At 58.5% G+C, this 20,774-nt stretch carries 13 protein-coding genes and 1 pseudogene; 6 read left to right on the forward strand and 8 right to left on the reverse strand.

Annotated features, from left to right (window positions below):
- Positions 1-526: POTRA domain-containing protein (locus Q8O29_RS14260; protein WP_305563890.1), on the reverse strand; the 526-nt coding region annotated here is incomplete at its 3' end.
- A 323-nt stretch (positions 527-849) separates the two neighbouring features.
- On the opposite strand from Q8O29_RS14260, the gene Q8O29_RS14265 reads away from it, so the two are divergent.
- The 3 genes from Q8O29_RS14265 (at position 850) to Q8O29_RS14275 (ending at position 4,211) form a co-directional block, all read left to right on the forward strand.
- Positions 850-3,162, forward strand: a complete 2,313-nt coding sequence (locus Q8O29_RS14265) for an NADP-dependent malic enzyme (protein ID WP_305563892.1) — start codon at positions 850-852, stop codon at positions 3,160-3,162.
- Between the two features lie 267 nt (positions 3,163-3,429).
- The gene (locus Q8O29_RS14270) at positions 3,430-3,756 is read left to right on the forward strand and encodes a ribonuclease domain-containing protein (RefSeq protein WP_305563913.1); all 327 of its coding nucleotides are present in this window, start codon (positions 3,430-3,432) and stop codon (positions 3,754-3,756) included.
- 53 nt (positions 3,757-3,809) lie between these two features.
- A complete protein-coding gene (locus Q8O29_RS14275; RefSeq protein ID WP_296924378.1) occupies positions 3,810-4,211 on the forward strand; it encodes a barstar family protein in 402 nt (133 codons plus the stop codon).
- Positions 4,212-4,427: 216 nt separating this feature from the next.
- Here Q8O29_RS14275 and rsmA read toward each other — a convergent pair whose 3' ends face one another.
- The 3 genes from rsmA to Q8O29_RS14290 form a co-directional block, all read right to left on the reverse strand.
- On the reverse strand, positions 4,428-5,210 hold the full coding sequence (rsmA, locus tag Q8O29_RS14280) for a 16S rRNA (adenine(1518)-N(6)/adenine(1519)-N(6))-dimethyltransferase RsmA (RefSeq protein ID WP_305563895.1): 783 nt from the start codon (positions 5,208-5,210) through the stop codon (positions 4,428-4,430).
- Between the two features lie 170 nt (positions 5,211-5,380).
- Positions 5,381-6,793 (reverse strand): peptidylprolyl isomerase, encoded by a 1,413-nt coding sequence (locus Q8O29_RS14285; protein ID WP_305563897.1) that lies wholly within the window; start codon positions 6,791-6,793, stop codon positions 5,381-5,383.
- Positions 6,786-9,281 (reverse strand): LPS-assembly protein LptD, encoded by a 2,496-nt coding sequence (locus tag Q8O29_RS14290; RefSeq protein WP_305563899.1) that lies wholly within the window; start codon positions 9,279-9,281, stop codon positions 6,786-6,788. Before Q8O29_RS14290 ends, Q8O29_RS14285 begins: the two co-directional genes overlap by 8 nt.
- A 109-nt stretch (positions 9,282-9,390) precedes the next feature.
- Here Q8O29_RS14290 and Q8O29_RS14295 point away from each other — a divergent pair, with 109 nt between their 5' ends.
- Positions 9,391-10,464 carry an aminoglycoside phosphotransferase family protein gene (locus Q8O29_RS14295; RefSeq protein ID WP_305563901.1) on the forward strand — a complete coding sequence of 358 codons (1,074 nt, stop codon included), beginning with the start codon at positions 9,391-9,393 and terminating at the stop codon, positions 10,462-10,464.
- A gap of 97 nt (positions 10,465-10,561) precedes the next feature.
- A complete protein-coding gene (locus Q8O29_RS14300) occupies positions 10,562-11,299 on the forward strand; it encodes a 16S rRNA (uracil(1498)-N(3))-methyltransferase (protein ID WP_305563903.1) in 738 nt (245 codons plus the stop codon).
- 47 nt (positions 11,300-11,346) lie between these two features.
- Here the strand turns inward: Q8O29_RS14300 and Q8O29_RS14305 are convergent, their stop codons facing one another.
- The 4 genes from Q8O29_RS14305 to Q8O29_RS14320 all read right to left on the reverse strand — a co-directional run bounded on the left by Q8O29_RS14305 (position 11,347) and on the right by Q8O29_RS14320 (position 20,241).
- Positions 11,347-11,775 carry a hypothetical protein gene (locus tag Q8O29_RS14305; protein ID WP_305563905.1) on the reverse strand — a complete coding sequence of 143 codons (429 nt, stop codon included), beginning with the start codon at positions 11,773-11,775 and terminating at the stop codon, positions 11,347-11,349.
- 249 nt (positions 11,776-12,024) lie between these two features.
- Positions 12,025-13,524, reverse strand: coding sequence for an RNA-binding domain-containing protein (locus Q8O29_RS14310; protein WP_305563907.1), 1,500 nt, complete (start codon positions 13,522-13,524; stop codon positions 12,025-12,027).
- Positions 13,514-16,864, reverse strand: a complete 3,351-nt coding sequence (locus Q8O29_RS14315; protein ID WP_305563909.1) for an Eco57I restriction-modification methylase domain-containing protein — start codon at positions 16,862-16,864, stop codon at positions 13,514-13,516. The genes Q8O29_RS14310 and Q8O29_RS14315 overlap by 11 nt, the downstream gene beginning before the upstream one ends.
- The gene (locus tag Q8O29_RS14320) at positions 16,861-20,241 is read right to left on the reverse strand and encodes a helicase-related protein (RefSeq protein WP_305563911.1); all 3,381 of its coding nucleotides are present in this window, start codon (positions 20,239-20,241) and stop codon (positions 16,861-16,863) included. The genes Q8O29_RS14315 and Q8O29_RS14320 overlap by 4 nt, the downstream gene beginning before the upstream one ends.
- Positions 20,242-20,317: 76 nt before the next feature.
- Between Q8O29_RS14320 and Q8O29_RS14325 the strand changes: the two are divergent.
- A pseudogene (locus tag Q8O29_RS14325) lies at positions 20,318-20,641 on the forward strand (MFS transporter); the annotation flags it as partial.
- Positions 20,642-20,774 lie beyond the last annotated feature (133 nt).

Consider the following 20,774-nt stretch of genomic DNA (forward strand, 5'->3'; position numbering starts at 1 on the left):
CCGCGTGGCGGTCAGCATGCCCGAGTCCCTCGGACAAATGAGAGATGTAACGATTGAACTCCTTGGCTGCGTCCATAAAGCCTCCGGTCAGAATTGATGCTATTGAAATAATAGCATATTTTATGACACAGTAAGAGTAGGCTTCCGTCAGCATGTAGCCCTTGGCCCGGTAATAACGGCTGATCTGCCCAGCCGCCTCTACCAGTCCAGCCAGGTCGGTCGGTCGGTTGATGCGGTCTGCAATCAGTGCAGTCAGCGTCGCGCCGTCAAACAGGCTGTTTCCCTCAATGCGAAACCCTGCGGGCGTGATACGCACAGCTGTCTCGCCCGTTGAGAGCGGCTTGGCGGCAGGCAAGGTGATTGGTGGTGCGCCCGGTTGCGGCAGCAGGGGAATCTGGCGCTCCTGCTCTTGCAATGTGCCGCCATCGGGGCGCACCCTTGGCTGCGCAAAAACGGCTGGCCATGCTAACGCCGCCTGGACCGCCAAGCAGACACAAAAAATAGACGAGATGGCCGCGCGTTTCAATCAAGCCTTTGGCTAACAAATTGTTGTAAGTAGTTGTTTTAGCTGTTTTTTTATCGCTTGACAATTGGCCAAAGGTTCAATCTGGCTGTTCCGCGAATTTGTGCCGTTTTACCGCAACTGCAGCGTGGACACACACCCAGCGCCGTGACGCTGGGTTTGGTTTGGCCGCGAATAGTAAAACCGCTATTGGGTCAATGAGCCAAGCTGCGGCGTCGATTTGCGTAGATTCACTTACCAGGGTTTTCCCGTTGAACCCCCTACAATCTCAGACCTTAGAAGACTTTGGCCTCCCCACTGGGGCCGCCGCCCAGGAGACAACACCGATGCCCACCGTGCCAGCCGCCCCCGACCACCAGGAAAAACGCGAGGAACTGCGCCGCGCAGCGCTTGAATACCATGAGTTTCCGACTCCTGGAAAAATCGCGATAGCGGCAACCAAGCAACTTGTCAACCAGCGTGACCTGGCACTTGCTTATTCGCCAGGGGTCGCTGCCCCGTGTGAAGAAATCGTCAAAGACCCGAATGCCGCCTTCAAGTACACCAGCCGCGGCAACCTGGTTGCTGTGATCACCAACGGGACGGCGGTGCTCGGACTGGGCAACATTGGCCCATTGGCAGCAAAACCGGTCATGGAAGGCAAGGGTGTGCTGTTCAAGAAGTTTGCCGGTATCGACGTTTTCGACATCGAGATTGACGAAAGCGACCCCGCCAAACTGGTGGACATTATTGCCGCACTGGAGCCGACCTTTGGCGCCGTCAACCTCGAGGACATCAAGGCGCCCGATTGCTTTTATATCGAGCGGGAACTGCGCAAGCGGATGAAGATCCCGGTGTTTCATGATGACCAACACGGCACCGCCATCACCGTCGGTGCGGCCGTCCTGAACGCGCTGAAGGTTGTCGGGAAGGACCTGAAAAGGGTCAAGCTCGTCACGTCCGGCGCGGGCGCTGCCGCGCTTGCCTGTCTGAACCTGCTGCTCAAGCTCGGGATGCCGCGCGAGAACATCTACGTTACCGACCTGGCCGGTGTCGTGTACGAGGGCCGCACCGAGCTGATGGATGAAGACAAGATCCAGTTTGCCCAAAAAACGCCGGCACGTACGCTGGGCGACATCATTGATGGCGCAGACATCTTCCTGGGCCTGTCCGCTGGTGGTGTGTTGAAGAAGGACATGGTCAAGCGCATGGCGGCCAAACCCATCATCCTGGCGCTGGCCAATCCTAACCCGGAGATCACACCGGAAGACGTGAAAACCGTTCGAGACGACGCCATCATGGCCACGGGCCGCACCGACTACCCCAACCAGGTCAACAACGTCCTGTGTTTCCCCTACATCTTCAGGGGCGCTCTCGATGCAGGCGCCTCCACCATCACCATCGAGATGGAAATTGCGGCGGTCCATGCAATTGCCGAACTGGCCCAAGCCGAACAGAGCGAGGTGGTCGCGGCCGCGTACGCGGGGGCACAACTCGCATTTGGCCCGGACTACCTGATTCCCAAGCCTTTTGACCCGCGCCTGATGATGAAGATCGCGCCCGCCGTGGCGCAGGCGGCGGCCGACAGCGGTGTGGCGCTGCGTCCGATCACCGACATGGACGCTTACCGCGAAAAACTTCAAAGCTTCGTGTATGCCTCGGGCACAACGATGAAACCGATTTTTGCGGCTGCGAAAAAGGCCACCAAAAAACGCGTGGCTTATGCCGAGGGCGAGGAAGAACGCGTGCTTCGCGCCTGCCAGATCGTCGTCGATGAAGGTCTGGCCCGCCCCACCTTGATCGGTCGGCCGGCCATCATTGCCCAGCGCATTGAGAAGTTCGGCTTGCGCTTGAAGGAAGAGCTTGACTACGACGTCGTCAACGTCGAGCAAGACCACCGCTACCGCGACTTCTGGCAGACCTACCACCGGCTGATGGAGCGCCGTGGCGTAACCGTGCAGATCGCCAAAATCGAAATGCGCCGCCGCCTCACCCTGATCGCCGGCATGCTGCTGCACAAAGGGGATGTGGACGGTCTGATCTGTGGCACCTGGGGCACCACCGCCCATCATCTGGACTATCTGGACCAGGTCATCGGCAAACGTCCAGGTGTCAGCACCTATGCCTGCATGAACGGCCTGCTGCTGCCGGCCCGGCAGGTGTTCCTGGTGGACACCCATGTCAACTACGACCCTACGGCCGAACAACTGACCGAAATCACCACCATGGCCGCCGAGGAGATGATGCGTTTCGGTATCAAGCCCAAGGCGGCACTGCTGTCGCACTCCAACTTCGGCACCTCCAAGATGCCCAGCGCCTTGAAAATGCGCCAGACCCTGGAATTGCTGCGTGAGCAAGCGCCCTGGCTGGAAGTCGATGGAGAAATGCACGGCGACGTGGCGCTAGATGCTGCGGCCCGCGCAGTGGTGATGCCCAACAGCACCTTGGCCGGGGAGGCCAATCTTTTGGTGCTGCCCAATATTGATGCGGCCAATATTGCCTACAACCTGCTCAAAACCGCAGCGGGCGGCAACATCGCCATTGGCCCGGTGCTGTTAGGCGCCAGTAAGCCGATGCACATCCTGACAGCCAGCACCACGGTGCGCCGGATCGTCAATATGACAGCACTGACCGTGGCAGACGCCAACGCTTCCCGATAAGCCAGTTTTAGACAGCTGGTACTAACTTACGCTTTGCAAAATCCTAGCTTCGGTTGCCTAATCTTTGAGCAGGGGCTTGCATTTTCTGGCCGGATACGTCAAACTCTGTCACTTGAAATTTAGGGGTTAACCCGGCCGTCATAAAAAGCTTGGGTGGTTTGCCCGGTTCGAGAAAGACATTTTTTCATGTTGCGAAAAGGTTGGGCTGGTTGGCAACTGGTCGTGGCGGTCACATTGGCTGCTTTGGGCACAGGGTTCAGCCCCGATATGGTGCAGGCCAAGAAGGCCAGTTCCGATACCGGAATCAGCACCGTCGTGATCGCGGAACTGCCCGTACAGGGACGCAACATGGTGAAGTTGATTTACCAGGGCGGGCCGTTCAAGTACGACAAGGACGGCTCGGTGTTTGGCAATCGGGAAAGAATACTCCCGTCCCAAAATCGCGGTTACTACCGCGAATACACCGTCAAAACTCCCGGTGAACGCAGTCGGGGTGCCCGGCGCATCGTTTGTGGTGGTTTTGTACCCACTGCACCTGATGCTTGTTATTACACCGATGATCACTACGCGAGTTTTCGCAGAATCGTTCAGTAAATTCTGCAGTGATCGTCAACTTTGAGTTTTTGACTTAAGAAAGAGAAGCGGAGATGGACATGCCACTTCGTACTGTTAGACCCAACATCGTGCAATCCATACGCGCTTTCCGCGTGCAGGACTTGCAGGACGCCGCCACGCAATTGAACCAGCACTTCCTCTACGCCAACCTGGGCAATGCCCAGAGCAAGCAGGATGTTCTGGACATGATCGCGGCACAGTACACATTCCCCGCGCATTTTGGGAAAAATTTCGATGCGCTTTACGACTGCATGACGGACCTGGTTCACAAGTCTGGACCGCAGCCCGGTTTTATCGTGGTGCTGGAGCAGATCCCTGCCCACGCCAAGTTCGACAAGGAGGCGCGCGAGCAGCTACTGGACATCTTCCGGGATGCCGCAGATTACTGGGCGGATCGAAAGATACCGTTCAGATGTTTTTATTCTTTTCTGTAGCCCGCTCCCCAGACATTGGCCAAGGGGATCGGGCGAATGAGGCCCAGCAAGCAAACGCAGACGGTGAGGAGCCGATGCCCACCGACAAACTGGTCGATGTGTCGCCATTGGCACTGCGTATGAGCAGCCCGTTCAACGCGGGTTACTGGCTGGCAGCCGCCTGAGGTTGCCGTGCAATAAAAAAGCCCGTCGTTGACGGGGTTTTTTATTGGCAACTCAAGCGTCCGGGGGATTTTGCAGCGCCTGAGTCAAGGCAACATACTCGTCGACCGGCACTTCCTCAGCCCGACGCTGCAGATCAAAAGGCCGGACATACTGCTTTTGCTCCAGCCATTTGCCCAGCGAATGGCGCAGCAACTTGCGGCGCTGGCTGAAAGCCACACGCACCACCTCGCTCAAGAGCCCGGCGCTGAGTTGGGCCGGCGCGGCGCGAGGCACCATGCGCACAATGGCACTGTCCACTCGGGGCGGCGGCTCAAAACTCTGCGGCGGTACAAACAGCACGTTGTCCATGGCATAACGCCATTGCAGCATCACACTGAGGCGGCCATAGTCACTGGTCGCGGGCTGGGCCACCATGCGGTCGATCACTTCCTTTTGCAGCATGAAGTGCTGGTCCTCGATGACATTGACCGCATCGAGCAGATGAAACAGGATAGGTGTGGAAATGTTGTAGGGCAGGTTGCCAACGACACGGATTTTCCCGGAGGGCTCCGCATGTTCGGATGCAAGCTGGACAAAATCGACCTTCAGCACATCGGCCTGAATCACCTGAAGCTGCGGATGCGACCGCAACTGCTGCGCCAGGTCCCGGTCCAGCTCAATCACCGTCAGCCTGCCAAGGCGTTCCGCCAAAGGTTGGGTCAGCGCCGCCAGACCGGGACCGATTTCGACCATGGCCTGCCCGGCTCTGGGTGCAATCGCATCCACGATGGCGTCAATGATGGCGCGATCAGTCAGAAAGTGCTGCCCGAACCTCTTGCGGGGAATGTGTTTCATAGCCCTGGGCGGTGAGCGGACACTATTCGCTCGTAAGCCCAGATGGCGGTTGAACGTGCGGGTTTCATAAGCAAGCAGGGGCCGCGGGTCCGGCTTTGCCGGCCCGCAGGCGCAGCGGCCCCCACGGGGGGCAGGGAGCTACACGCAGTGAGCGACCGTGGGGGCAACATCTACTGCGGCGGGTCCCGGTATTCCACATAAGCGCGGCCGCGCACCTCCTGCGCCCAGTTGGTGTAGGCCTCCTCAAGTTTTTTCTCACGCAGCGTGCCTCGCACGACTTCACGCTGCTCGCGCGGAGACAGTGCGGTGTTGCGCCGCTCCAGCACCTGGATCAAATGGACGCCGAATCGCGACACCAAAGGATCCCCCACCTGTCCCGGCGCCAAGCTGTTCATGCGCTCTTCAAATTCCGGCACAAACATGCCGGCGGCGGCCCAACCGAGGTCGCCACCGTCCTTGGCCGATGCGTCCTGGCTGAACTCGCGGGCCAGCGCCGCAAAATCGGCCTGCCCAGCGGCGATGCGCCTTTTAAATTCCTGCAGGCGGGCTGTTGCCGCAGCCTCGCTGAGCTGCGGACTGGCGCGTAAAAGAATATGCCGGGCCCGTGTTTCCGCAACGGTAGCAGCAGGCGTACCCGCGCGTTTTTTCTCGATCACCTTGAGCACGTGGAAACCGGCACCGCTGCGCAGTGGGCCAGCCACGCCGCCGACCGGGAGGTTTTGTGTTGCATTGATGAAGAGTTCCGGATAACGATCCGGCGCACGCAAACCCATCTGTCCGTCACTGTTGCCGCCAGGTGCATTGGAAAACTCTTTGACCAGCGCGGCGAAGTCGATGCCGTTGCGCGCCCGTTCAGCCACCAGTTGCGCTCGGGCTTGAAACCCGGCCAGCTGCTCGGTGCTGGCATTTTCCGGAACGGCCACCAAGATCTGCGCCAGGTTGACCTCCATGGCGGCCTGCTGGCCACCGCCACTTGCCTGCTCGCGGAGATATTGCTCGACCTCCTGGTCGCTGACTTTCGCGCGGGACTCCAGTTCTCGATCCCGCACGCGATTGAGCAACAACTCATTGCGAAGGTCGGCCCGAAACTGGGAAAACGGCAGGCCTTCGGTCTCCAGGCGTCGACGCAGCTCTTCGGCGGACATCTGGTTTTGCCTGGCCACATTGGCGACAGCATCGTCCACCATGGCGTCACTGACCTGCACGCCTGTTTCCCTGGCCAACTGTAGCTGGGTTCGCTCGCTGATGATGCGCTCCAGCAACTGCCGCGCAAGTTCATTTCTGGGCGGCACCTGCGCGCCTTGCTGCCGCATCTGTTGTTCGACGCGCAGCATGCGCGCGCGCACCTCGTTGTTGGTGACCGGCTCGGAGTTGACCACGGCGACGATGTAGTCGGCCTGTCGCTGCTGCGTGCTGGCGCCAGCATCCGAGCCGAGATTCGTGGCGCCCAAAGCAGGGGTGCGTTGCTGACCCGGCAGCCTGAGCGTCTGGGCCTGCGAGACCGGCAGGACCAATACCAAAGCCAACGCGGCAATGACTGACAGGCGAAGACAAGGGCGTTGAGAAAATCTGTGTTTAGTCATAGTTGGTAAAGCGGCTTGGCGTCGTACTTTGCTCGCGCAGGTACTGGTAACGCGGAATGTTGGCTTTCAATGTTTTCAGGGGATTGTTACCAATGCGGGAAAAACCAACGAATTCAAGCTGGAACAGGATACGTGTGCTGCTCGATGAGCCGGTACCGACCCGCGCGCTCGTGCCGAGCTGGGTGCGCTCCAGCACCACGCGGCCTATCCAGCAGCATCCGTCGTATTCCAGGCCAACGACCACATCGACCAGTTTCTTGTCTGGTACGCTGTAATTGAGCCGTCCGACGCTGTACCAGCGTCCCGCGCCCTGACCACGTCCTGCGCCCAGGTCCTGACCCTTGTCGCCCCACAGGTCGTTGATGGGCCATTGCCAGCCCACCTCATACTGTTCGCTGACATTGCGCTGGCGGCGGTAGGCGGCACTGACCACCCGGTAGTTGCTCGGACTGTAACGCCCGCCAACCGTCGAGCGCTCGGAGATGTTGGTTTTCGGGTTGTACTGCACCGTGGTATCGAGCGACCAGGCCGGTGTCAGGTTGGCACTGGCGCCGAGCAGCAAGTCACTCAAGCGCTCGGAAACACGCACCTCGCCAGGCAAGGTCACTTGCCGGTCCTTGAACCGTACCCGTTGCGCAATGCCCACGCGCAGGGCTTCGGCGCCGGTGTCGGGATTGAGCAGACGGGAGGTGATCCCTGTGGTCAACATATTGGAGTCGGAAATCCGGTCATTGCCGACAAATTCGTTTTCCGTAAACAGGGTGGCGAAATTGAAGGCATTGAGGCCCGAGTCGTAGTTGGGCAACGCGGCCTGGTTACGGTAGGGCGTGTTCACGTAAAAAGCGCGTGGCTCCAGCGTCTGCGTGAAGGCCTGGCCAAAGAAGTTGGCGTCGCGCTCGAATACCAGCCCGCTGTCCAGGCTGAAGGTCGGCACGGTACGCGTAGCCGAGCGCGCGCCGTTGATCAGAGGACCGTCAAACTGGTAGGCGGTCGAATTCAGCTTCAGCTTGGGCGTGATGTAACCGGCCGGCCGAATCCAGGGTCGGCTGATCTGGGCCAGCGCAAATGTACGGTTGGCGTTGGGCTGCCGGGTCAGCAGGCGATTTGACTCGAAGCGGGTGTAGTCGGTGGTGACCGAATAATCCAGGCCATCAACTCCAACCAAAGGGGCATTGATGCGGGTGTAAGCTGCCGTGAGTTGCGGCAAGCGGTCATAAGGCGGAACGATCGGCGCATTCACATCCTGCAGCGTCTGGTACTTGAGCGTGCGCAACGTGGTCGAAAAATACCCCCTGCCCCAGCTAACGCTGGCGTCGCTGGTCAACAAGCGCTGGGTCAGCACGTTGCTGCCGCCGCCCAGACCTGTGGAAGGAAAGTCACGCCAGTAGTTGTTGTCGCTGACCCGGTTCAGGTTGAGGTTGAAGCCCAGGCCGCCGACCGCACTCAGGCCGGTATTGAAGCTGCCGCTGGACAGGTAGTTGTAGGACCAGCGGGTCTTGTCGCGCAGGCTGTCATTGGGCAGCACGCTGGCGCGCAGCTCCCCCCTGTAATTGCGCTCCAGGTAGCGGAACTCACCGGCCAGATCGACGCCGCGTTTGCTCATGATCGTCGGCGCAAAGGTGGCATCGCGTTGCGGTGCGATGTCGAAATAATAAGGAACCGTGACCGAAGTGCCGTTGACGCTGCTCAGGCCAATCGTCGGCGGCAGCAAGCCGGACTTGCGCTTGTCGCTCAGCGGGAACGTGAAAGTGGGCGCAGCCAGGATAGGCACACTCATGAAACGTAATACACCGCCCGAGGCCTCGCCCACGTCGGCTTCCTTGTCGAACTTGATGCTGCTGGCGTTGACGATCCACGCCGGCATCCAGCTCGGGCCTTCACCGCGCTGGCAGGTGGTGAAATTCGCGTCGTAGGCCACCAGGCGCTTGTCGTCAATGAAGTCCGCGCGGGAGGCCACACCGTAGCCGTTGTTCTGCAGAAAACGGTAGTCGGGCCGCGTGAAAAACCCCTCGAAAGTATCGAGTTTGATCTCCAGCTCCGGCCCATTGAACAGGTTGCCGGCGCTGTTGACACGCACATTGCCGCGCGCCTTGACCACATCGCTGGGCTGGTCGTACTGCAGCCAGTCGGCGCGTATCGACGAGCCGCCCCGGCGCAATTCGGCATTGCCGTCGATGACGGTTTCCAGCTCCGGTCGGCCCGACAGGCGGTCCCCGAAAATAAAGGTCGGCAGCTCGATGCCCGGACCGCCGGGCGGTTGCTCGGCCAGCATGGAGGCGCTTTTGAGCTGGCCCGGCAACGCGTCGCGCCGGGGAATGCTGCCGGGCACCGAGGTCACTGGCGGCTTCGCAGGATCCTGCAAAGCCGCCGGGGCCTGCGCATACGCGATGCCCCCATGCCCCAGGCCCAGCACGGTGCAGGACACAAGGCTGAGGGCGGCATGGGCTACCGGGGAAAGAATAAAACGCGAGCGGGATGCGCGATGCATCGGAAGTATGAGATAAACCCGTTTATAAAAACAGGCCCGATTATCCTATGCCCACCCGCCCCTTTTCCCATCTTTTGATGGTTACACCCCAGGCAGGCCAAAACAACGCATGACCGACGCTCCCATTGTCTGGACAGACCCCGCCCGCGCCCGCGCTTTCAGCGCATGGTTGCACGCCGTGACGCCAGCCCATCGCTTATTGCCTGAAACCGTGCAGCCGGCATCGGCCGACGCGAGTTTTCGCCGCTATTTCAGGGTTCACACGGCGGACGGCGCAAGCTGCATCATCATGGACGCGCCGCCCGCGCAGGAAGACTGCCGGCCCTTCGTCAAAGTCGCCGGGCTGATGGCCGGCGCCGGCTTGCAGGCCCCGCGTGTGCTGGCTTGGGACGAGCCGCAGGGTTTCATGCTGCTCAGTGACCTGGGCGCACAAACCATGCTTGAAGTGATTGACCAGCACAGCGGGGCCGACAGGCCGCAGCGCGCCTATGCGCTGTACCGCGAGGCCGTGGATGCGCTGGTGAGCTGGCAACTTGCGTCCAAGCCAGATGAGCTGCCCGCCTACGACGATGCCCTGCTGTCGCGCGAGCTGGCGCTGTTTCCCGACTGGTATGTGGAAAAACACCGCGGCATTGCCATCGACAGCAGGCTGCGAGGCAAGCTCGACGGTCTGTTTGCGCAGATCAAGGACAGCAACCTGAACGCGCTGGGCGGCGCAAGGGTGTATGTGCACCGCGACTTCATGCCAAGAAACCTGATGGTTGCGGAAGGCGGCACCCCTGGCCTGGGTGTTCTGGACTTCCAGGACGCGGTGTATGGCCCGATCACCTACGACATCGCCAGCCTGATGCGCGACGCCTTCATCAGTTGGCCGGAAGACTTTGTGCTCGAGATCACGGTGCGTTACTGGGAGCAGGCGCGCAAAGCGGGCCTGCCGGTTGGCGACGATTTTGGCGAGTTTTACCGTGCGGTGGAATGGATGGGCTTGCAGCGGCATCTCAAAATTCTCGGCATCTTTGCGCGTTTGACGCTGCGCGACGGCAAGCCCAAGTACTTGGCCGACACACCGCGATTCATCACCTATGCCCGCGCTACCTGCGCCCGCTACCGCCAGCTCGGGCCGCTGATGGTGCTGCTCGATGAGATTGAAGGCAACGAAACCCGCATAGGTTATACGTTTTGACCGCCTGCCCGCAAGCAAAAACCGGCGTTTGCCCTTGCTGGATATGCGTAAGCAGCTATTATTTCGATAGCGACTTTCACATCAAACGGCGCCACCCATGACCGCCCGGTTCTACGCCGATCTGCCGCTGCACACTGGACAATCGGTCCTGCTGCCGGCGCAGGCGGCGCGCCATGTCCAGGTGCTGCGTTTGCAACCCAGCGACGTGATCACGCTGTTCAACAACCAGGGTGGCGAGTTTGAGGCGACGGTTGAGCGCATGGGCCGCAGCGAGGTTGCGGTGCGCGTGGGCGCACATTCGGCACTGGAGCGCGAGGCACCGCGCCCGGTGCATCTGGTGCTGGGCATGCCGGCCAACGAACGCATGGACTGGCTGGTGGAAAAAGCCAGCGAGCTCGGCGTAGCCAGCATCACGCCGCTGATGACCGAGCGTGCCGTGCTGCGCCTGAAGGGCGAGCGCGCCGACAAAAAACGCGTCCACTGGCAGGGCGTGGCCATTGCCGCGTGTGAGCAGTGCGGCCGCAACCGCCTGCCGCTGATACACGGCGTCAGCACCTTTGGCGACTGGGCAGCGGCGCTTCCCGCGCCCGCCAACGGTGCGCCCCGGCTGCTGCTGTCGCTGCGTGCGGGCACACAGCCGCTGGCCAGCACGCTGGCCTTGTACCCCGGCGCAGCGCCGGTCACCCTGCTCAGCGGCCCCGAAGGCGGCCTGAGCCCGGCCGAGGAAGAAGTGGCCATGCTGCGCGGGTTTGTTCCGGTGTCGCTGGGCAACCGAGTCCTGCGCGCAGAGACAGCGCCGCTGGCAGTATTGGTGGTTATTTTGCTATCAGTTTAGTAGCTGGTTTCGCCCAATTTACTTGGGCTTGCGGTCGATTTCACTCACTACGAAGGCAGTCGCTGAATGCTTAAGCCCTCGGCCGTCCATGCTTCGATTTGACCAGCCAAACTACCGCCCTCAGCCGCATGCGCAACTACGCTGCACTGCGCCAACCGTGCTGCCAAGGTGTTTCGCTCCGCCGCCAGTTCCGCAGTCAAGCGCGATGCGCCCTGCCAAGCGCTAACCACAGCCATGCGGCCTGCTTCAATGGGCTCTCGCCAATCGACAGGAAAAGTGGCACCCGCTACGTCCCGTGCCAAAACCACCACCGCTGGCGAGTGTGCTGCCAACAACACCTCCAGCACCGACTGCTCCAGCGGCGAATGAAAGCCGCCGATCACTGGCAACTTGCCGCGCGCCTGGGCCACAGCCCAATCCATCGCCGCACGGATGGCGGTGCCTGGGCATTGGCGGGACGCAAAAAACCCTGTCAATGGCTCATTCAGCAGCGCTTTGTTACCAACGCCTTGGACGATCAATCCCTGCTGGAAAGGACCCCATGAAAATAACAGTTTTCCCAAGTGTTTGATTTAATTGGCTTTTTTCAATTAAAACGTTTTATTTGCAAAGTGCTCTGTCAATAAACAAGGCGGCGCTGGCCACCGCGACGGGTTGACTTTTTTTGTCTTTCTCGATTCTGCAAATAACAGATTACTTAAGTCGTTGATTTAATTGAATTTTTCTTAAATCTCTACGTTATTTGCAGCAGCTTCTGCAAATAAACTGGCAACTGGTACGTCGGCGTCCGGCTTGCCATAGGCCGCATTGCGGCGACCCCGGTCAGGCAGCGCCGCCAGCAGCCCTTGGCTTACCCAAGCTTTAAGCATACGAGAAGCCTCGGTAATATCGACCTCGGCAATCTGGCGCAGTTGGCCGTTACTGATGGGCCCATTCCGGTCAATCCAGTCGCTCACTTGGGTCCAGACGGGCGGTCTTTCTTCATTGAGCAAGGTCACGATCACCGATTCGCTCGTGGCTTGCACCACTTGCTGGTATTGCGGCGGATACAACTGGGCCTGCACCATTTCGGCAAACATCATGGGCACGCCCTCGTTCAGGTCAAAGTTAGGCGGTTGCGGAAAATCTCTCAAGGTCTTGGCAATCAATGGGTTGCGCGCCTTGGAGCCTGCCTTTTCCACTGTGGCGGATGTGATGTTGCCCGGAAAGACGCCTGGGCTGTCCACCTCCAGGCGGTCATCAAAAATACGAATCAAAATATCGCGGTTCAGCCTGTAGTCACGGTGAATCACTGCATTGACAATGGCCTCTTTCACCACCCGCGCCGGGTAGCGATGCTGCGCCTTGAAACCGCTGCTGGCCAGCTCTACACCTTCAGCCAGTTCGTTCAGCACAGCGCGCACCGTGTCGTCAATAAGCCGTATCAAAGGCCCACGCAGCGTTTGCGGCGGCTTGCGCATATTGGGCTGTGCGCTGGACGCCACGGCCTTGCCCTTGTAGATCATGAGGCGCACCTCTGCCCGTGTGCCCTGGGCAGCCAGCAAACCCCCAGGCTCTTCAGCAAACAGCAACACTGCCGCGCGGCGCGGCTGCCAGTCAGCACCCACCCGTTCAGCCAAACCCAATTGCGCCATTTGCTCAGATAGCGGCCTGGCGCGGCCAAAGCCACGCGCAGCGGCAAACTCCGCCCAGGCTGGCGTGTCCAGCAAAGCCCAGTCCACCGGCACAGGTTCGGTCTCAGCGCTCTTCACCCCACGGCGATACGCCAGGTCTGTGATTTCGGCGGCCGACATGGGGCGGTTGCTGGCGTCCAGCCGCGTCCATGTGCCGTCGTCCACGATGGAATGCACTTTGTCGCTTTTATTGACCTGCACCAGCACCACATGGCCTGCAGAACCATCGCGCAACGCGCAGGCCAAACGCAGGAAACGGATGCTATCAATTGGCGGATTGAACTGGGTACGCACCTTACGCTGCAGCTCGTCCACCGCCTCCGGGTTTTCCTGCACGCCATAAAGCCGCTGCGCACCCTTGGCTTTGGCCGGGTCTTCAACACCCAAGGCCAACATGCCGCCATCGGTGTTGGCAAAAGCGCATATCGTCTCCAAGGCCTTTTGCACCATCTTGCCGGAGACACGCTTCACGTCGAACGCGCGGCTCTCGGGCGACAACATCAGACGAGTCAACAGCAAGCCCGCCTGGGCAGGGGCAAGGTCAATCATCATCGGCTTCACCAGCTCCCTGTCCCATGCGATATTTGATGTCGTAGTTGATGATGTAGTCCAGTTGCAAATCGCTAAAACCGTAATGTTTCGCTAGCAAACCATCTATTTCGTCCATCACGTCTTTTGACAACGACTGACGGAACTCTTGGAACTCGCAATCCTTGCGTATTCGAACGAAAGAGTTTTCTCGATAGCTGGCCATTAGTCGAGCATTCATCACTGCGATGATGCCCCCGATTTTGCTTACGTCTCCGATTGGAAAGTCTTCTACATCCCGACCGGTAATGTTTCGTCCATTACCCAGCGTCACAAACCAAAAGAAGAAAAGCGAACTGTTGATTGCCGCACAAATGGCGGAGGCTGCGACTGGCGAATCAACGGCGACGTCCCGAAAATGATGAACTGATCGGTCCTTGGTGGGGCTCTTGAAATGTGGCTCAAAATCGATTGCTCTAATCCAATATCTTGGGCTGCGATGGTAATGAATTAGGTGACTATTTACTTTCGCGTAATAGGACTTAACCATTTTTTGGGCATGTATTTCCAATCTGTCAAGAACGTTCCGCCCATCTGCGTCAGACACCTGCGGCAAACGATCAAGTCGAGGATGGATAGAAATGGCTCTGTAGCGCAATACGTTAAATAGAGCCACTCGTTCGTCAGCGTACCAATGCCGATAGCCCGCAACGCAGAGTGATTCACGGTTCGTAACTGCGCCGATAAAAATACAAAGACGCTGATCGACGCCGTCAAAGAGCTTTGCAGGTCGAATGGAATATCCAGAGAACCACTTTTCTGAAAATCTGCATTTTAATAAATCACGAATGGACTTAGCGTCATCAAGGCCAGTCAACCCATTTGGCACGATCATTGCGAAATTTGCCTTGGCAAGACTTTTAGCACAGCGCTCCATGCACAGCGCGTACAGATTCCCAGCGTCTTCTGATTTAAATTGACCTGAAACTAACCAGTATGTTTTTTTGACAATTCGATTTTCAACAAAAGGCGGATTTCCGATTACGACATCAAAGCCTCCCGATTTCATCATCGGGTAGAAGTCCACATACCAGTGAAACGGCTTATGGCTATTTTTCCAAACTTGGAGCTGCTTTGGCTTGCTGGGATCTTTGCCGTAGGCTTTGCATAGATGATGATTCAGTTGGCCTTCTAACTCCTTTAGCTTTGAGGTCAGCTCTGTTTTGTCCTCTACCGAAACGCGCCCACCCTTTTCGTTTTGCCGCAAGTGGAAGTTCTTGTATGCCTCACCGGCAGCAGTTAACTTAGTCTTGATGCCTTCCCACGAATTGTCAAAATCAAAACTGCCTTGAAGTGCGCCTTTTACGGCTTTTTCGGTTTCATCTTCAGTAGCGTAACCCACCAGGGTGTTGCCATGCCGGATGTTGAAGTCAATATCCGGCAGTGGCTCAATGACGTCACCCGGCTCCAGCAAGGCCACCAGTTTCAGGAACAGGCGCAGCTTGGCAATCTCGGTGGCTTGCTCTTCCAGGTCCACGCCATAGAGGTTGTTGACAATGATGTGTTTGTTAACGGCGTAGCTGCTCTGCCGGTCTGTCTGGTCTGCAAAAAAGCGATCAATCGTCTCGTTGACGTCAGCCCACTTTTCAGGGTGCTGCTTTTCGCCGGACAGCATGGCGTCAGCCTGCAGGCTGACCATGGTGCCCAAAGCTGCGTCGTACAACGGTTTGAGAATGCCCAGCGCGGCAAACAAAAAAGCGCCGGAACCACAGGTCGGGTCCAGCACGCTCAGGCCATGACGGTATTTTTCGCCGTGCTTGCGCGGCAGGCGGCCGGCCAGGGTTGCCCAGATTTCACGCAGCAGCGCCAAGTCTGTGCAGCGCTCAATCACGTCTTGCGCCCACTGGCGGATGTTGAGGTTGCAGGTAATCAGCTCGCCCAGTTCCTTGACGCCGCCATTAGTCAGCTTGACACGTATTTCGCGCGTGCGGTCATGGCGGGCAATGGTTTCGCGCCAAATTTCAGTGGGCAAGGCCCAGGGCTCGGGGGTTTTGCCGTTCCAGGGTTTGCGGCGCTCAAGTAAAGCAGGCGCTTCGGCATCGCGACCAGCCTCAATGTCCGCAGGGTAAGGCGTATCCACGCCCTTGAGCATGGCGGGGTAGATGTACCGGTCCGGGTCTTGCTGCAGCAGCGGCCATGCCAGCGCGTCAAGCGCCGTTTTTTGCTGGGCGCGCACTTTCTGGAACAGCGCCGGAATGATGGTGTTTTTACCGATGTAGTCGGTGATGTCTTCCTGGGTGTAATAAGCACCCTTCGGGTTTTCCTTCTCATTGACGAATTTTTCGAAGATGTAGCCGAGCACGTCGGGGTTGATTTCTCCAAGCTTGCCGCTTTGCTTGACTTCGGCCTCAGAGCGCAGGCCGTCGTCCAGGTGCCAGTCCCACTTGTCAAAGAAAGCGAACAGCGAGTCAAAAGCAGCGTTGCTGACCTCCAGCGCGCCTTCGTACCTCTCTTCAAGTTCATGCTTGCTGAACAGACCTCCATTGAGGTAGGGCACCTTGCCGAATTCGGCGGCAATCTGTTTCTCACTCTCTGGCGTGCGCGGGGTTGCAAAGCCGCGAAAGAACAGCGGGCACAAAAATGCCAGGTAGAAGCTTTGTGCAGCCCCGCTGGCTTCGTGCTTTTCAAGCCGGTTGCGCAGGTAGCGTTTGTCGCCATCCAAAAAGCCCTTTTCCTGCAAAAACCAGATGAACATCAGACGATTGATGAGCACGGCTGTGTACCAGCGCTTGTCGTCTTCCGCTGCATTGGGGATGCCTTCAACAAACTTCTCCAGCGCGTCGCGCTGTTCCTTGAACAGACCGTAGAACCGTTTGGTGAGCTTCTCACGGTCAAACCCGCCACGCAGCCGCTGGGCCACGCCCACCACGGTGAGGCTCTTTTCCTCACCGATGTCAAAGCTGATGGCCGAGAGCTTCTGGCGCAGCAGTTCGCTGGACTGGCCTTTGTGCCACTTAGCCTCGCGGTAGCGGGCTGGCTGACCCGGCTTGCGGTCCACCCACTGCCAAATCTGACTGGTTTGCGCAGCGTCCGTGAAAATGATGAGGTGCTCCCGCGCCTCGCGCGTGAGGGCACGCTCCATACGCTGGCGCAGCGCATAGTCGGGCGACGGGGCGCCCGCTGGCGCGGCGTAGTGCAGCACCTGGACGTTGCGCTTCTGGGCAACGGGCTTGAGCTCATAGGTTTGCTCACCCACCGATACAGGTATGCCGTGGCTTAGCCCGTCCCAACCCAGTTCATTGAGAAAGAGCTTGGTGAAATCAAACGCTTCCAGATATTGAGCGGCCGCTTTGGAGTTGCTCATGCGACCAAGCCCATGGAGCAAACGATTTTTGGCTCGCGCAGGGCGGCGTCTTCTTCGCTGTAGGCCAGCTCATTTTCTTCACGCATGGATTTCACAGCGTCGGCCAGTTGCTCGTCATTCACGCCGCCTCGGATCAAGCGGTTGAGTGTGTCTGCCGCGGCATCCAGAAGCGGGCGTTGGTAAATGTCATCCACGGCGCGCTCCAGTTCATCGTCGGCAAACAGGGTGGATCGCAGGCTTTCGCTGTAAGCCTTGAGTCGGTCGTAGGTTTTGCGGCGCGGGCTACTGGGGCGACCCAAGCCGCCGCCAACGGCTTTGTCTTGTGCCACGGCGAGGTGCAGGCCTTTTGCCACCAGCTCGTGGTGGTTGGCAGCGCGCTCCTGCGCGGGCTCATCTGGCCCGCACTCGGCAGCGCGCAAGATGGTGTACTGGCTCTCGGTAACGGTTTCGCCTTTGTTGTTAACCCAGGCCAGGTGGTCGTTACCTTCGGGGGATTTGACGTAAACCAGCACGCCCGACTGTTTTTGCAGCCCCAGGCCTTCGACAAGCTCAGGCCGAACGGACTCCAGCGCCTTGGCCGAATAAACGACTTGGGGCAACGCCTCGATAGCGCGCGCCAGGGCCGGGTCATCCTGCGTGGCTTGCTTCCACACTTGCAGGGCATAACTGGCCAAATCCACTTCGTCGTCCTGATCGTCGAGGGCGCCGGATTTACCGCTGTACAGGTCGCGCAGGGTACTCGCGGTTTCGCCTTCAAAAAAGGCTTCATCGGCGCCCACCACTTCGGCGTTTTCGTGAAGGCGTTGCACAATGCGCGCGCGCAACTGAATAAGGCGCTCCACCCCTTCAGCCGGCATGAAAGAATAACAGCGAATTTCATCCGCCTGTTGGCCAATCCGATCGACCCGCCCGGCGCGCTGAATCAGGCGGATGATGGCCCAAGGCAAGTCAAAGTTGACAACATTTGCGCAGTCCTGGAGATTCTGGCCCTCACTCAGTACATCGGTGCAAATCAGCACGCGCAGTTGCTGGTCTTTGGCAATAGTCGCCTCATTGGATTTTGGCGAGAAGCGGCACGCCATCGCATAAGGGTCTGCGTTGGTGCCTGTGACTGGCTCGATGCTCGTAATGCCTGCGGCCTTGAGCTCCCGCGCCAGGTAGCGGGCCGTGTCGGCAAACTGGGTGAAGACGAGTACCTTCTCATTGGCGTGCTGAGTCAGCAATTCTTTGAGGCGTTGAAGCTTGCCATCGTGCGCGGCGGACCAGGCGCCATGCTCCCTGAGCAAAGCCTTCAGCGCCTGGACATCAGCAAAAATATGCTCGCGCAGCGCGGCCTTGAAAAGGGCTGAACGCACCCATTTGTAGCGCTTGCGATAGTCGGTGGCGTATTGCTCGTAAATAAAAGCTGCGGGGTTGTTAGCCTCTTCGTCAAGCTCTTCGACTACACCATCGAGCAGGTCTTCCTGCTCGGCTGCAATAGCGTCTGCATCTTCATCTATACGGTCGGCATCCAGCACGCCTGCATCCAGCACGCCAATAGGAATGTCTTTTCCGCTGTCGATGGCGTACAGGTAAATTTCGTTGCGCAATATGTGACGCTCTAACGACTGCAAAAACGAATGCCCGCTCGACTCCAGCCGCTTGAAGAGGTTGGTACGGCAAAAGCCTATCAGGCGCTTGCCCGCTTTGTTCAGGTCGTCGCACTGTTTGCGTTCCGTAGCGCTTGCCGTCTTGACGACAGCTTGATCAACGTAGGTGCCCAGTCCGTAGCGGGATAAATGCAGGTCATTAATGACATCCACGACGCTCGCGGAATAGAGCCGCGCGTAGCGGTCTGTGGGATCAGCCTCGTCGATCAGAAAGGTCAACGCCAACGGGGTGCGTGTGGGGAAAAAACGTTTTTTCCCGTCTTTGTCGGTCAGATAGGCGCGTCCTTTAGCGTCTTTTTCTGCGTAGTGCTGAATGATGAAGCTGCGTGTGCGCCGCACCATGTATAGCCGTATGAGTTCGCGCCAATCGTCAAACACATGGCTTTTTTCCATGGCCAATATGGAGTTAACAGGGCACTGGAACTTGCGCTCAAATTCGGTGCTTGTCATGCCCGCACCGTCATTGGCCTGACGCATAAAGTGCTCAGGGCGGATGCCGATATTGGTGCGGTCTTCAATTGCTAGGCGAAGCTGGGCTGAAAGGTCGGTCTTGTCTTTGTTGTAAGGCGTGGCAGTCAGCAAAATGACCCGGGCGTCGCACTGGCGAATGTAGTCGGCAATGGCTTTATAGCGACGGCCATCGCGGTTACGCAGGTTATGGCTCTCATCAATAAGAACCAAGCGGTAGCGCTTAAGGTCTTTCAGACCCCTGCTTGCGTGGCTCACCTGAGTGAGCGACATCACTGCGCCGCGCAGGCCGTATTCCTTGCGGTACTTGTCCCACATGGGCACGAGGTTCTTGGGACAGATGATCAGGGTTTCGTAATTGAGGTCGTCTTCCACCATGCGGGCCAGAGCGGTAGCCATCATGGTTTTTCCGAGCCCCACCACATCACCAATCATCACCACGCCACGGCGGTGCAAATGGCGCGCGGCAATCTTTACAGCGCTTTTCTGGAACTCGAACAACTCCTCATCAAACCTTGCAGGCAGGCGAAATTGGCTTAGCCCCGCCCGGGCCTCAACACTGAGGTGGTACGCCATGTTGAGATAGACGTGGTAAGGAGGCACCCGCTCTTCGCGTGCCCAGCTGTTTTCAATGACTTCAGCCAGGTATCTGGACACATTCAGGCACCAGCGTTCGCCCCAGCGGTCCTCAAACCAGTTGCTGAGTTTGATGGTCGCATCGTGTTCGAGAACGTCTACATTAAGCTCACCTTGCCTGGACAACCCGGAAACGGTGAGGTTGCTGCTGCCGACAAAGCCGGTCAGCGGGTTGTTGATGTCGTCACGAAATAGCAAATAAAGTTTGGCGTGCAACGGGTAGGGCAAGAAAAGCTTGACGACGATTTGACCTGCGCGCAGTTGCCTGGCCAAGGCACGGAGGCCCTTCTCGTCAGCGCCTGTCGGGATGCCAAAAGTAATCTGCTCCTTGAGATGCTCGGCAAATTTTCCAATCAGGCGTGTCGCTGTGGCGTTGTCTAGCGGCGCGACTTCTGCCTGCTGATACAGAAATTTGATGTCTTCATGCGGCGGGCGCTGCATACCCACGAGTACGCGGCAAACCTGACCCTGTTCGGGTTGCCAAGTCTGAACGATATCCTCGATAGCCTGCCAGCCGCGCAAATTGAAATAACCAATGCAAAAGTCTGCTCGCTTCGATTGCAAAAGCGTCGGACGCAAGGTGTCGAGCAGCTTTTGATCAATGTTGTCAAATATGCGTGGCATGGATGTACGTTGCGCGGTTGGTATTTATTTTCATGTACTGCGCGAGAATACCCTCAAACTCTTTCAAAGCGCCCCCATGAACCGCAACCTCTGGCTGCTGGCCATCTGCCAAGGCCTGTTTCTCACCAACAACGTGACCTTCATCGCGATCAACGGCCTGGTCGGCTGGAGCCTGGCGCCACTGGGCTGGATGGCCACCTTGCCGGTCATGGGTTATGTGGTGGGTGGCGCCCTGTCCACCGGCATCGTGGCGCGCACGCAAAAGCGCTTTGGCCGCAAGACCTCGTTTGAGCTCGGGCTGGCGGTGGCTGTTGCTTCGGCGCTGCTCTGCGCTTATGCCGCCTACAGCAAAAACTTCTGGCTGCTGGTCGCGGCCACAGTCATCGCCGGTTATTATTCCATTTCTACTTCATAAATGAAGTAATCAAGGAGCTCACAATCCAATCCCAAGAGACAATGGTGCGCACAGTTTCAGGGTTTTGCTCCAAAGTTCTGAGTCCCAGTGCAAGCTGCTCCTCCAGCGCGTCAAGGCT

The sequence above is a fragment of the Polaromonas sp. genome, from assembly GCF_030689685.1.
Lineage (GTDB): Bacteria > Pseudomonadota > Gammaproteobacteria > Burkholderiales > Burkholderiaceae_C > Polaromonas.